Consider the following 12,144-nt stretch of genomic DNA (forward strand, 5'->3'; position numbering starts at 1 on the left):
GTGCTGGGACACGGAGGCCTCCGGTCGGCGGGTCTCTCGGAACACGTACGGAGCACACGGGAACGGCGGTGGAACCCGTAACCGAGTACACCGTACTCCCTTACGAGTACACCGTACCCAGTTTCAAAACGGAGCGCTTTAAAGTGGCCGCATGACCAAGAGCAGCCTCGACCTCCTCTGGGGCACGGCCGAACGTCCCAGCCGCGGGCCCAAACCCGGCCTCACCGTCGACCGGATCGTCACGACGGCGGTCGGCCTCGCCGACGCGGAGGGGCTCGACGCGGTCTCGATGCGGCGGGTGGCGAACGAACTGGGCGTGGGCACGATGTCGCTCTACCGGTACGTCCCCGGCAAGACCGAGCTCCTCGACCTGATGCTCGACCGGGTCCAGGGCGACTCCCTGCCCGACGACCCGCCGCCCCCCGCCCACTGGCGGGAGACCGTCACGGCCCTGGCCCGCACCACCCTCGGCCTCTACCGGGCCCACCCCTGGCTGCTCCGGGTCAACCAGGCCCGCTCCGTCCTCGGCCCGAGCGCCCTGCGCGGCCTGGAGCTGTGCCTCACCGGGCTCAAGGGGCCGCGGGGCATGGGCCTGAGCGACCCCGAGACCCTCTCGGTGATCATCACCGTGCAGGGGTACGCGGCGGGCACGGCCCGCATGGAGCTCCAGGCCTCCGAGGCCGCGCGGGAGACCGGGATCGGCGACGACGCGTTCTGGGACGCGCAGCGCCCCTACCTGGAGCGGGCGATGCTCTCGGGCGACTACCCGCTGATGGCGGCGCTCGCGGACGACGCCTTCGCCCGCGAGACCGACCACTTCGCCTTCGGCCTCGAACGGCTCCTGGACGGCTTCGAGGCCCTGGTGGACCGGCGGAAGCGGGTCAGCGGCGCCTGACCAGCCGCTTCCCGGCCACCACCAGGAGCGTGGCGCCGGCGAGGACGAGGAAGCCCACGGTGACGTTCCCCCGCTCACCGGCCCCGGGGGCCGCGGACGGCGACGCGGAGGCGCCGGGCGAACGCGGCGCGCCGGGGGTGGCCGGAGCGCCGGGGCCCTCCGTCCCCCGCCCGCCGCCCGACGGCGGTTCCACGCGCAGGACCCGGCTGTTCCCGCCCTCCGAGCCGAACATGAGGGCCGAGCCGTCCGCCGTGTACGTCACCGACTCCGCCTGTCCCTGGAAGGGCGCCCCCACGGCCGTCCCGCCGTCCCCGAGCCGCCCGTCCTTCCAGGCGTACTCCTGGGCCGTGAAGTAGCCCCGCAGGACGAGCCGGCCGCCGTCCGGCGAGAAGGCGCCGTCGGTCACCCACGGCACCTCGCCCACCCGCCGGAAGACGTTCGTCCCCGACGACGAGAGCCGCTCGGGCCCGGCGTACAGGCCGCCGCCGTCCTGCTTCTTGCTCGCGATGTACACCCGGCCGGTCTTCGGATGGACCATCAGGGCCTCGGCGTTGCGCGGCCCGTCGGCGTACTGCACGACGTACTGCCGCGCCGCCACCTTCTGGTCCTTCAGGACCTTCGGCTCGGGGAAGCGGTAGATCCAGACGTGGTCCCAGGAGCCGTCGAGGTTGTCGCCGATGTCGCCGACGTAGACGTCCCCGTCGGGGCCGACGGAGATCGCCTCCATGTCCCGGGGCGTGCCGACCCCCTGCATGGTCAGGGTCGCGACCGTCTCTCCCGTACGGGAGTCGACGCCGTAGATCAGGGGCGCGTCCTGGTCGTTGTGCGTCCAGTAGATCCCCGGGTGGGCGCGGCTCGCGGCGAGGCCGCTGGACTCGGTGATCCGGGCGTCCCGGATCGTGAAGTCCCGGTCGGGCTCCTGGCCTTCGGCACGGGCATGACCGGCCGGGAGCAGCACCAGGGCCGCCGCCGTGCCGAGGGCGCACAGAGCAGATCGCATGCCCCCAGCCTGCCACGGGCGGCGACAACCCGGTTGACCATGATCGGAACCGCTGTCAGGGTCGCGTCCATGCCCCCCTTCACCGCGGCCGACGGCACGGAACTCGCCTACCACGACTCCGGCTCCGGGGCCCCGCTGCTCTGCCTCCCCGGCGGTCCGATGCAGGACTCCGCCTACCTGGGCGACCTCGGCGGCCTGGCGGCCCACCGGCGCCCGATCCGCCTCGACCCGCGGGGCACGGGCGCGTCGGCGGCCCCCGCCGACCCGGCCTCGTACCGCTGCGACCGGCTGGTGGACGACGTGGAGGCGCTGCGGACGCACCTCGGCCTGGACGCCGTCGACCTGCTCGGCCACTCGGCGGGCGCCGATCTGGCCGCGCTCTACGTCTCCCGGCACCCCGACCGCGTGAGCCGCCTGGTGCTCGTCGCCCCGGGCACGGCGGCGGTGGGGCTCGACACGCCCCCGGAGGAGCGGCTCGCGGCGGCGCGGCTGCGGAGCGCGGAGCCGTGGTTCGGCCCGGCGTACGCGGCCCTGGAGGAGGTCACGGCGGGACGGGGCGGGGCGGAGGCGTTCGCGGCGGTCGCGCCGTTCCTCCACGGGACCTGGGACGGGGCCGCGCGGGAGCGGCACGCCGAGAGCGGCAGGCGGCGCAACGACGGGGCCGCGGCGGCCCACGCGGGCGAGGGCGCCTTCGACCCGCCGACCACCCGAGCGGCGCTCGCGGGGTTCGACCGCCCGGTCCTGGTCGTGGCGGGCGAGGGCGACGTGAACACCCCGCCGCCGACGGCCGCCGCGTACGCGGCCCTGTTCCCGAGGGCGGAGCTGACCGTCCTGCCCGGGGCGGGCCACTTCCCGTGGCACGACGCCCCGGAACGCTTCACCGCGACCCTGAACGCCTTCCTCGCCTGAGGGCGCCCGGGTCCCGGAGGTGCCCCGGATCACCACAGGCCCCGCCACACGATCCGCGATGATATGACCATGCGTTTTCTGTTCGTCGGCGACAGCATGACCATCGGACGCGCCGGCGACTGGACCTGGCGCTACCGGATGTGGCAGCACCTGGAGGCGACCCTCCCGGGCGGGTACGAGATCGTGGGACCGCGCACGGGCCTGTACGACCCGGACGGCACCCACGCGCCCGAGGCGTACGCCGCCCCGGACTTCCCCGCCCCCGCCCGCCGCCACCTGGCCGGCTGGGGCGAGGGCTGGCTGCACATGGCGCCGGTGATCGGCGAGACGGTCGCGGCGACCGGGGCGGACGTCCTCCTCGTCTCCCTCGGCCTGATCGACCTGGGCTTCTACACGAACAGCGACCAGACGGACGAGAACGTCCGGTCCTTCGTCGAGGCCGCCCGCGCCGCGAACCCGCGCGTCCGGGCGGTCCTCCTCCCGGTCATCCCGAACGTCCGCGCCACCTACGACGCCCCCTTCGCCGCCGAGTGCGCCCGCTTCAACGACCTCCTCGCGAAGGCCGTCGCCGACCTGGACGAGGCCGCCTCCCCGCTGCTCCTGGCGACGGTCCCGGACGCGTACGCCCTCCCGGCCGACACCTACGACGGCACCCACCCGAGCCCCACCGGCGAACACAAGCTGGCTTCGGCCTTCGCGGACGCGATGCACCGGGCGTGGGCCCTGGGCGGCCCGTACGCCGCCCGGCCCTGACGGACGCCGGAGGCGTCACCAGGCGAAGGCCTCCGGCGAGGGTCCGGGGCCGGGGAAGATCTCGTCCAGGGACGCCAGGAGCTCCTCACCCAGCTCGACCTCCAGCGCGCGCAGCGCGCCGTCGAGCTGCGCGGGCGTCCGGGGCCCCACGATCGGCCCCGTCACCCCGGGCCGGGTGAGCAGCCAGGCCAGGGCGGTCTCACCGGGCCGGAGCCCGTGCTTGTCGAGGAGGTCCTCGTAGGCCTGGAGCCGCGCCCGGGCGGCCGGGTCGGCGAGCGTGGCCGCCGCGCGCCCCTCCGTACGCCGCCTGCCCTCGGCCTCCTTCTTCAGGACCCCGCCGAGCAGACCGCCGTGCAGCGGCGACCAGGGGATGACCCCGAGCCCGTACTCCCGCGCGGCCGGGATCACCTCCATCTCGGCACGCCGCTCGAAGAGGTTGTACAGGCACTGCTCGCTGACCAGCCCGACCGCTCCCCGCCGCGCGGCGACCTCGTTGGCCTGGGCGATCTTGTAGCCGGGGAAGTTGGACGACCCCGCGTAAAGGATCTTCCCCTGCTGGATCAGCACGTCGACGGCCTGCCAGATCTCCTCGAAGGGAGTGGAGCGGTCGACGTGGTGGAACTGGTAGAGATCGATGTGATCGGTCCCGAGCCGCCGGAGGCTGCCCTCCACGGCCCGCCGGACGTTGAGGGCGGAGAGCTTGTCGTGGTTGGGCCAGGCCTCCCCGTCGGCGCCCATGTTCCCGTACACCTTGGTGGCGATCACGGTGCGGTCGCGCCGACCGCCCCCCTTGGCGAACCAGGAGCCGACGATCTCCTCGGTCCGCCCCTTGTTCTCACCCCACCCGTACACATTGGCGGTGTCGAAGAAGTTGAGCCCCGCGTCCAGCGCCGCGTCCATGATGGCGTGACTGGTGACTTCGTCCGTCTGGGGTCCGAAGTTCATCGTGCCGAGGACAAGTCGGCTGACCTTGAGTCCGGTGCGTCCGAGCTGCGTGTACTCCATGAGTCACCAGCCAACTACGGGGAACGCCCTCCGGGCAAGCACCTACTGCCCGACCACCGACGCCACGGCGACGACGACGAACATCAGCACGAGAACACCGGCCATGATCCGGTTGCGAGTCTTGGGGTCCACCCTTCGAGGTTAACCCGCCCCACCACGCCCCCACCCCCGCCCCCGCCGGAACCGCTCACCGGCCCGCGTCACCCCCTACCCTCACCCCCATGAAGATCCGTAGGGGCGGGCCCGAAGACATACCCGCGATACTCGCCATCCTGGACAGCGCCGTGGTCTGGCTGAACGACAGGGGCATCACCGCCCAGTGGGGCACGGACCCCTTCACGGCCCGCCCCGCCGCCGTACGCCAGGTCGAGGAGACCGTGGCCGAGGGCGACCTCTGGATGGCGGAGGTCGACGGCACACCGGCGGGCACGATGACCCTGACCCCCCACCCCGGCAAGCACGTCCCCCACGCCGGGGAACCGGAGGTCTACATCCGCCTCCTGGCCACCGACTCCCGGTTCCACCACCGGGGCGTGGGAGCGGCCCTCCTCCGACACGCCGCCGCGGAGACCCGCCGCAAGAACGTCTCGCTCCTCCGCGTGGACTGCTTCGCGGGCAGCGAGGGCCGCCTGATCGCGTACTACGAGAAGCAGGGCTTCACCCGCACGGACACCTTCGCGGTGGGCGACTGGCAGGGCCAGATCCTGGAGCGGCGGGTCTGACGACGACGCACGGAAGGGGGCGGGGCCGGAACGGGGGAGGTGGTGTCCGGGCGTAAAAGCGTCTTCAACCCGCGAAGCGTGGTGAGACGCAGCCCGGACACCACCTCCCCCGCGGAGGCCCCGGCCCCGTCACCCGTGCCCCCCAAGCACTACGCCGCGGTCGTCAAACGCTCCCGCGCCACGAACCGAACCTGCGGATGCCCCCGCCGCCACCCGACGGCGACCTTGAGCCCCCCGAGCCGAGCGAGCACCAGCCCCACCACGACAGCGGCGGCCAGCGAGATCGCCCCGCCCACGGCGAACCCGACCCGAGCGCCGTAGACATCGGTGACCCACCCGAGCAACGGAGCACCGATGGGCGTCCCCCCGGCGAAGACCATCATGTAGAGGCTCATCACCCGCCCCCGCATCGCGGGATCCGTGGCCATCTGCACGGCGGAGTTGGCGGTGACGTTGACCGTGAGCCCGATCATGCCGATCGGCACGAGCAGCAGCGCGAACAGCCAGAACGCCGGCGACAGCGCCGCGACGACCTCCAGCACGCCGAAGACGCCGGCGGCGATCACCAGCATCCGCAGCCGGGTCGAGCCGCGCCGGGCCGCGGCGAGGGCGCCCACGAGCGACCCGGCGGCCATCAGGGTGTTGAGGAACCCGTAGGTACCGGCCCCCACGTGGAAGACCCCGTCGGCGAAAGCGGTGAGCCAGATCGGAAAGTTGAAGCCGAAGGTCCCGATGAACCCGACCAGCACGATGGGCCACAGCAGATCGGGCCGCCCTGCCACGTACCGCAGCCCCTCCCGGAGCTGCCCCTTCCCCCGGGGAACGCGCTCCACCTTGTGGAGCTCACCGGTCCGCATGAGCAGCAGGCTGATCACGGGCGCGACGAAAGAAAGACCGTTCAGCAGGAAGGCCCACCCGCTCCCGACCCCGGCGATGAGGACACCGGCCACGGCGGGCCCGACGAGCCGAGCGGACTGGAAGTTGGCCGAGTTCAGCGAAACGGCGTTACGAAGCTGCTCGGGCCCGACCATCTCGGACACGAACGACTGCCGCGCCGGATTGTCGACGACGGTGACCATGCCGAGCAGAAAAGCGATCAGGTAGACGTGCCAGACCTGCACGTGCCCGGACAGCGTCAGGGCGGCGAGCGCGACGCCGCACAGCCCCAGGGCCGCCTGGCTGACGAGAAGCAGCTGCCGCTTCGGGTACCGGTCGGCGATGACACCGCCGTACAGGCCGAAGAGCAGCATCGGCAGGAACTGGAGGGCCGTCGTGATGCCGACGGCGGCGGCCGAGCCGGTGAGGCTCAGGACCAGCCAGTCCTGGGTGATCCGGGCCATCCACGTACCGGTGTTGGAGACGATCGCTCCGGTGAAGAACAGCCGGTAGTTCCGGATCGTGAGCGAGGAGAAGGTCCCCCCGCCCCGGCGGGTGTAGGTATCGGGTTTGTGGACGGGTGCGGAGTCTGCTCCGGGTCCCGTACTCAAAGTGCGTCGCCTCCTCGGCTCGTGGTCTACAGGTGCGCGAGCTTCTCCAGGACGGGGGCGGCCGCGCGCAGCTTGGCCCATTCGTCCTCGTCCAGACCCTCGGCGAGCGCGGCCAGCCAGGCGTTCCGCTTGCGGCGGGACTCTTCGAGCATGGCCTCGGCCTGCTCGGTCTGGCTGACCACCTTCTGCCGGCGGTCGTCGGGGTGCGGCTCCAGCCGGACCAGTCCCTTGGCTTCGAGCAGCGCGACGATGCGGGTCATCGAGGGCGGCTGGACGTGTTCCTTGCGGGCCAGCTCGCCGGGGGTCGCGGAGCCGCAGAGCGACAGGGTGCCGAGCACCGACATCTCGGTGGGGCTCAGCGATTCGTCGACGCGCTGGTGCTTGAGGCGTCGGCCCAGCCGCATGACGGAGGAGCGGAGCGCGTTCACGGCCGCGACGTCGTCGGCGGTGCCGTGGGACAGGTCAGGCATGTTTGTTAGCCTAACTCATTACTCTCTCTAAATACCACCGGGGCCCCACCGACGTCGCGCGAATCACACACCCCAACCCCACGCGCACCCGCGCACCCCCGTGCCCGCGCACGTCCCGCGCACCCGCGCGCGACAACACACACCGGCCCAGATCACGCTTCGGCATCCATGTATCACCCGAACGAGTGAGTCGGATCCAGAAAGTGACGCAAAGGAGCCTCGGGTGCCCCGACCCTGACGGCATGGGATCGACAGTGCTCAGCCTGCGCATCGACGGTGAGCTGCTCGACCGGCTCAGGAGTCACGCCGCGAAAAGAGGAATGAGCGTCCAGGACTACGTGGCCCGGACGCTCATTCGCGAGGATTTCGACGAGCGGTTCAAGACCGCCGTCGACGAGACGGAGAAGTTCTACGGCGCGGAGGGGACGGAGGGGGAGCCGCCGCAGGCCCCCGCCCCGCCCCGGGATCACGTGAGGCCGAGCGCCGGCATCGCGTAGTAGAAGACGAAGACCGCCGACACGACGTACATGGCCACCGGCACCTCACGGCCCCGGCCGGCCGCGAGGCGCAGCACGCTGAAGGCGATGAAGCCGATGCCGATGCCGTTCGTGATCGAGTACGTGAACGGCATCATCACCATGGCCAGGAACGCCGGCACCGCGATGGTGAAGTCGCTCCAGTCGATGTCCCTGACCGAACCGGCCATGATCAGGAAGCCGACCGCGAGCAGCGCGGGGGTGGCGGCCTGGGAGGGGACCATGGTGGCCAGCGGGGTGAGGAACAGCGCCACGGAGAAGAGGCCGCCGGTGACCACGGAGGCGAGACCGGTCCTGGCCCCCTCGCCGACGCCGGCCGTGGACTCCACGAAGCAGGTGGTGGCGGAGGAGGAGGTCGCGCCGCCGGAGGCGACGGCCAGGCCGTCGACGAGGAGCACCTTGTTGATGCCGGGGAAGTTGCCGTCCTTGTCGGTCAGCTTGGCCTCGTCGCCGACGCCGAGGATCGTGCCCATGGCGTCGAAGAAGCAGGACAGCAGCACGGTGAAGACGAAGAGGACGCCGGTCAGGACGCCGACCTTGTGGAAGCCGCCGAAGAGGCTGAACTCCCAGAAGAGGCCGAAGTCGGGCGAGGCGACGGGGTTGCCGGGCCACTCCGGGGTGGTCAGGCCCCAGGACGGGACGTCCGCGACCGCGTTGATCACCATGGCGACGATCGTCATGACGACGATCGAGATGAGGATGGCGCCGGGGACCTTGCGGACGATCAGCGCGAGGGTGAGCAGGGCGCCCAGGACGAAGACGAGCACCGGCCAGCCGTTGAGGTGGCCGTCGCCGCCGAGCTGGAGCGGGACGGTGGTGTGGGCGGCGTCGGGGATGCGGGAGACGAAGCCCGAGTCGACGAGGCCGATCAGCATGATGAAGAGGCCGATGCCGATCGCGATGCCCTTGCGGAGCCCGGCCGGGACGGCGCTCATCACGCGCTCGCGCAGACCGGTCGCGACGAGCAGCATGACGACGAGGCCGGCGAGGACGACCATGCCCATGGCGTCGGGCCAGGACATCCGGGGCGCGAGCTGGAGCGCGACGACGGTGTTGACGCCGAGGCCGGCGGCGAGGGCGATCGGGACGTTGCCGATGACGCCCATCAGGAGGGTGGTGAACGCCGCCGTGAGGACGGTGGCGGTGACGAGCTGGCCGCCGTCGAGCTGGTGCCCGTACATGTCCTTGGCGCTGCCGAGGATGATCGGGTTCAGCACGATGATGTAGGCCATCGCGAAGAAGGTGGCGAAGCCGCCCCGGACCTCGCGGGCCACGGTCGAGCCGCGTTCGGAGATCTTGAAGAAGCGGTCGAGTCCGGAGGTCGGTTCGGGGGAACCGGACGGCTCGGGGGACGGGGCCTTGGCGGTGGCCGTGGTGCTCATGGGAATCCTCGGAGAAGAGTGTCCGTTTTGGCGGTTCATACGAAGGAAACCCGCCACAGGCAAACCGTTTCAGTATGAACACATGAACGAGCGAGCGTCCATCTCCGCGCGTAGACAAGAATTCGGGCCACCTAGACTGGCCCCCATGGCGAAGTGGACACCGAAGCACGAGGCACCCGAGCCCCTGGAAGGGCCCGTCGTCGCCACCATCACCGGCGGCACGATCCTCTGGTTCGCCCTCTTCCTCGTGCAGCTCCCCTTCTACGGCTGGTTCGACGACCGGGACCTGACCTGGTGGGTGTGGACCTGCCTGGCCGGGGCCGGGCTCGGCCTGATCGGCATCTGGTACGTGCGCAAGCGCGACGAGGCGCTCAAGCGGCACGCGGCGACGGCGACGGGGGAAGCCCCGGAGGAACGGTCGGCTCCGTAAGACCCCCGCCCGACGCCGGGAGGGCCCGCCCGGCGCCCGGACGTAGTCCCACAGGACCACCCCCGTCCCCCCAGGGTCCGATCCTCACCCCCACATCCCCCTCTCCGGCAGGTGAACGCCCCCTTCCGGCCGTACCGTCGAGAGCATGACGCAGCGGGCGAAGATCGACACCGACAGCAGGGGGACGGCGGGGGGCGGACCGCCCGTCGAGCACCGTCCGGCCGGACTCACCTCCGCCGAGGTCGCGGAGCGGGTCGCGCGCGGGGAGGTCAACGACGTCCCCGTACGGAGCTCCCGCTCGGCCGTCGACATCGTCCGGGCCAACGTCTTCACCCGCTTCAACGCGATCATCGGCGTGCTGTGGGTGATCATGCTCTTCGTCGCGCCGATCCAGGACAGCCTGTTCGGCTTCGTGATCGTCGCGAACACCGGCATCGGCATCATCCAGGAGCTCCGCGCCAAGAAGACCCTCGACGGGCTCGCCGTCATCGGCGAGGCCAAGCCGACGGTCCGGCGCGACGGCACCGCCGCCGAGCTGTCCACCTCGGAGATCGTCCTCGGGGACCTGATCGAGCTGGGGCCCGGGGACAAGGTGGTCGTCGACGGGGTGGTGGCGGAGGCCGACAGTCTGGAGGTCGACGAGTCGCTGCTCACCGGCGAGGCGGACCCGGTGGTGAAGAAGCCGGGCGACCCGATGATGTCGGGCTCGTTCGTGGTGGCGGGCGGCGGCGCGTTCACGGCCACGAAGGTCGGCCGCGAGGCGTACGCGGCGCAGCTCGCCGAGGAGGCCTCCCGCTTCACGCTCGTCCACTCCGAGCTGCGCAGCGGCATCTCCACGATCCTCAAGTACGTGACGTGGATGATGGTCCCGACCGCGACCGGTCTGATCATCAGCCAGCTGATCGTCAAGGACAGCAACCTCAAGGACTCGATCGCCCGGACCGTCGGCGGCATCGTCCCGATGATCCCGGAGGGGCTCGTCCTCCTCACCTCCGTGGCGTTCGCGATCGGCGTGGTCCGGCTCGGCCGCAAGCAGTGCCTCGTGCAGGAGCTGCCGGCCATCGAGGGCCTGGCGCGGGTCGACGTCGTCTGCCTGGACAAGACGGGCACGCTGACCGAGGGCGGCATGGACGTGACGGCCCTGCGCCCCCTGAACGGCTCCGACGAGGCGTACGTGCGCAAGGTCCTCGGCGCGCTCGGCGCGTCCGACCCGCACCCGAACGCCTCCCTCCAGGCGATCATCGAGGCCTGCCCGGACGCGGACGGATGGCGCTGCGCGGAGGCGCTGCCGTTCTCGTCGGCCCGCAAGTACAGCGGCGCGACGTTCGACGAGGGCGGCGGCGAGGAGTCGTCGTGGCTGCTCGGCGCGCCGGACGTGCTCCTGGCGGAGGGGGACCCGGCGCTCGCCGAGACCGACCACCTGAACGAGCAGGGCCTGCGGGTCCTCCTCCTGGCCCGTACGGACCGCGCGCCCGGCGCCCCCGGGGCGGCGGAGGCGGCCCGCCCGGCCGCGCTCGTGGTCCTGGAGCAGCGGCTGCGCCCGGACGCGTCCGACACCCTCGCGTACTTCGCCGACCAGAACGTCGCCACCAAGGTCATCTCCGGCGACAACGCGGTCTCGGTGGGCGCGGTGGCCGGGAAGCTGGACCTGCCGGGGGCGGAGCACACGGTGGACGCCCGCACGCTCCCGGAGGACCGGGAGAAGATGGCGGAGGTGCTGGAGGAGAACGCGGTCTTCGGCCGGGTCACCCCGCAGCAGAAGCGGGACATGGTGGCCGCGCTCCAGTCGAAGGGCCACACGGTCGCGATGACCGGCGACGGCGTGAACGACGTCCTGGCCCTGAAGGACGCGGACATCGGCGTCTCGATGGGCTCGGGCTCGGAGGCGACCCGGGCGGTCGCGCAGATCGTCCTCCTGAACAACTCCTTCGCGACCCTGCCGTCGGTGGTGGCGGAGGGGCGCCGGGTCATCGGCAACATCACGCGCGTGGCGACCCTCTTCCTGACGAAGACGGTCTACTCGGTGCTCCTGGCGGTGCTGGTGGTCTGCTCTCAGGTGGAGTACCCCTTCCTGCCCCGCCACCTGACCCTGCTGTCCACCCTGACCATCGGCGTCCCGGCCTTCTTCCTGGCCCTGGCCCCGAACAAGGAGCGGGCGAAGCCGCACTTCGTGCGCCGGGTGATGCGGTACGCGATCCCGGGCGGGACCATCGCCGGGGCGGCCACCTTCACCACGTACCTCCTGGCCCGCCACCACTACAGCGGCGAGGGCGCCCTGGAGGCGGAGACCAGCGCGGCGACCCTGACGCTCTTCCTGGTCTCCCTCTGGGTCCTCGCGATCATCGCCCGCCCCTACACCTGGTGGCGCCTCGCCCTGGTCGCCACCATGGCCGGCGCCTTCCTCCTGGTCCTCGTCGTCCCCTGGCTCCAGGACTTCTTCGCCCTGAAGCTGGTCGGCACGACGATGCCGTGGGCGGCGGTCGCGATCGCGGCGACGGGCGCGGCGGTCCTGGAGGTCGCGTGGCGCTGGGTGGACCGGAGGTTCCCGGCGTAGG

At 71.8% G+C, this 12,144-nt stretch carries 12 protein-coding genes; 7 read left to right on the forward strand and 5 right to left on the reverse strand.

Features of this window, described 5'->3' with window-relative positions; translation table 11 throughout:
- The first annotated feature begins 151 nt into the window (after positions 1 to 151).
- The gene (locus tag ACIQKA_RS30760; protein ID WP_390110642.1) at positions 152 to 895 is read left to right on the forward strand and encodes a TetR/AcrR family transcriptional regulator; all 744 of its coding nucleotides are present in this window, start codon (positions 152 to 154) and stop codon (positions 893 to 895) included.
- On the opposite strand, the gene ACIQKA_RS30765 is transcribed toward ACIQKA_RS30760, so the two are convergent.
- A complete protein-coding gene (locus tag ACIQKA_RS30765) occupies positions 882 to 1,895 on the reverse strand; it encodes a WD40 repeat domain-containing protein (RefSeq protein ID WP_383159392.1) in 1,014 nt (337 codons plus the stop codon). The two genes, ACIQKA_RS30760 and ACIQKA_RS30765, sit on opposite strands and share 14 nt — an antisense overlap.
- Positions 1,896 to 1,964: 69 nt before the next feature.
- Between ACIQKA_RS30765 and ACIQKA_RS30770 the strand changes: the two genes are divergently transcribed.
- Together ACIQKA_RS30770 and ACIQKA_RS30775 are read left to right on the forward strand one after the other, a co-directional pair.
- The gene (locus ACIQKA_RS30770; protein ID WP_402543017.1) at positions 1,965 to 2,804 is read left to right on the forward strand and encodes an alpha/beta fold hydrolase; all 840 of its coding nucleotides are present in this window, start codon (positions 1,965 to 1,967) and stop codon (positions 2,802 to 2,804) included.
- Positions 2,805 to 2,873: 69 nt separating this feature from the next.
- On the forward strand, positions 2,874 to 3,557 hold the full coding sequence (locus ACIQKA_RS30775; RefSeq protein ID WP_402543018.1) for a GDSL-type esterase/lipase family protein: 684 nt from the start codon (positions 2,874 to 2,876) through the stop codon (positions 3,555 to 3,557).
- A 15-nt stretch (positions 3,558 to 3,572) separates the two neighbouring features.
- Here the strand turns inward: ACIQKA_RS30775 and ACIQKA_RS30780 are convergent, their stop codons facing one another.
- Positions 3,573 to 4,562 carry an aldo/keto reductase gene (locus tag ACIQKA_RS30780; RefSeq protein ID WP_383430291.1) on the reverse strand — a complete coding sequence of 330 codons (990 nt, stop codon included), beginning with the start codon at positions 4,560 to 4,562 and terminating at the stop codon, positions 3,573 to 3,575.
- 221 nt (positions 4,563 to 4,783) lie between these two features.
- Here ACIQKA_RS30780 and ACIQKA_RS30785 point away from each other — a divergent pair, with 221 nt between their 5' ends.
- Positions 4,784 to 5,284 carry a GNAT family N-acetyltransferase gene (locus tag ACIQKA_RS30785; protein WP_383159383.1) on the forward strand — a complete coding sequence of 167 codons (501 nt, stop codon included), beginning with the start codon at positions 4,784 to 4,786 and terminating at the stop codon, positions 5,282 to 5,284.
- A 149-nt stretch (positions 5,285 to 5,433) separates the two neighbouring features.
- Here the strand turns inward: ACIQKA_RS30785 and ACIQKA_RS30790 are convergent, their stop codons facing one another.
- Together ACIQKA_RS30790 and ACIQKA_RS30795 are read right to left on the reverse strand one after the other, a co-directional pair.
- Entirely contained in the window at positions 5,434 to 6,771 is a 1,338-nt protein-coding gene (locus tag ACIQKA_RS30790; RefSeq protein WP_383159381.1) for an MFS transporter, read from the reverse strand.
- Between the two features lie 26 nt (positions 6,772 to 6,797).
- Positions 6,798 to 7,241 (reverse strand): MarR family winged helix-turn-helix transcriptional regulator, encoded by a 444-nt coding sequence (locus ACIQKA_RS30795; RefSeq protein ID WP_062753095.1) that lies wholly within the window; start codon positions 7,239 to 7,241, stop codon positions 6,798 to 6,800.
- Positions 7,242 to 7,483: 242 nt separating this feature from the next.
- Between ACIQKA_RS30795 and ACIQKA_RS30800 the strand changes: the two genes are divergently transcribed.
- Positions 7,484 to 7,738 carry a hypothetical protein gene (locus ACIQKA_RS30800; protein WP_121828227.1) on the forward strand — a complete coding sequence of 85 codons (255 nt, stop codon included), beginning with the start codon at positions 7,484 to 7,486 and terminating at the stop codon, positions 7,736 to 7,738.
- Here ACIQKA_RS30800 and ACIQKA_RS30805 read toward each other — a convergent pair.
- On the reverse strand, positions 7,708 to 9,159 hold the full coding sequence (locus ACIQKA_RS30805; protein WP_383159377.1) for an NCS2 family permease: 1,452 nt from the start codon (positions 9,157 to 9,159) through the stop codon (positions 7,708 to 7,710). The two genes, ACIQKA_RS30800 and ACIQKA_RS30805, sit on opposite strands and share 31 nt — an antisense overlap.
- A 145-nt stretch (positions 9,160 to 9,304) precedes the next feature.
- On the opposite strand from ACIQKA_RS30805, the gene ACIQKA_RS30810 reads away from it, so the two are divergent.
- Both ACIQKA_RS30810 and ACIQKA_RS30815 read left to right on the forward strand, forming a co-directional pair.
- Entirely contained in the window at positions 9,305 to 9,589 is a 285-nt protein-coding gene (locus tag ACIQKA_RS30810) for a DUF2530 domain-containing protein (protein WP_402543019.1), read from the forward strand.
- Between the two features lie 145 nt (positions 9,590 to 9,734).
- Positions 9,735 to 12,143, forward strand: a complete 2,409-nt coding sequence (locus ACIQKA_RS30815; RefSeq protein WP_383159373.1) for an HAD-IC family P-type ATPase — start codon at positions 9,735 to 9,737, stop codon at positions 12,141 to 12,143.
- Position 12,144 lies beyond the last annotated feature (1 nt).

Origin of the sequence: Streptomyces sp. NPDC092045 (genome assembly GCF_044756005.1) — a bacterium.
Taxonomy (GTDB): domain Bacteria; phylum Actinomycetota; class Actinomycetes; order Streptomycetales; family Streptomycetaceae; genus Streptomyces.

What these genes read in the sequence shown, in the direction of transcription:
- ACIQKA_RS30760 (WP_390110642.1), top strand. Translation starts at nt 152, where the DNA reads ATGACCAAGAGCAGCCTCGACCTCCTCTGGGGCACGGCCGAACGTCCC.
- ACIQKA_RS30765 (WP_383159392.1), bottom strand. Translation starts at nt 1,895, where the DNA reads ATGCGATCTGCTCTGTGCGCCCTCGGCACGGCGGCGGCCCTGGTGCTG.
- ACIQKA_RS30770 (WP_402543017.1), top strand. Translation starts at nt 1,965, where the DNA reads ATGCCCCCCTTCACCGCGGCCGACGGCACGGAACTCGCCTACCACGAC.
- ACIQKA_RS30775 (WP_402543018.1), top strand. Translation starts at nt 2,874, where the DNA reads ATGCGTTTTCTGTTCGTCGGCGACAGCATGACCATCGGACGCGCCGGC.
- ACIQKA_RS30780 (WP_383430291.1), bottom strand. Translation starts at nt 4,562, where the DNA reads ATGGAGTACACGCAGCTCGGACGCACCGGACTCAAGGTCAGCCGACTT.
- ACIQKA_RS30785 (WP_383159383.1), top strand. Translation starts at nt 4,784, where the DNA reads ATGAAGATCCGTAGGGGCGGGCCCGAAGACATACCCGCGATACTCGCC.
- ACIQKA_RS30795 (WP_062753095.1), bottom strand. Translation starts at nt 7,241, where the DNA reads ATGCCTGACCTGTCCCACGGCACCGCCGACGACGTCGCGGCCGTGAAC.
- ACIQKA_RS30800 (WP_121828227.1), top strand. Translation starts at nt 7,484, where the DNA reads ATGGGATCGACAGTGCTCAGCCTGCGCATCGACGGTGAGCTGCTCGAC.
- ACIQKA_RS30805 (WP_383159377.1), bottom strand. Translation starts at nt 9,159, where the DNA reads ATGAGCACCACGGCCACCGCCAAGGCCCCGTCCCCCGAGCCGTCCGGT.
- ACIQKA_RS30810 (WP_402543019.1), top strand. Translation starts at nt 9,305, where the DNA reads ATGGCGAAGTGGACACCGAAGCACGAGGCACCCGAGCCCCTGGAAGGG.
- ACIQKA_RS30815 (WP_383159373.1), top strand. Translation starts at nt 9,735, where the DNA reads ATGACGCAGCGGGCGAAGATCGACACCGACAGCAGGGGGACGGCGGGG.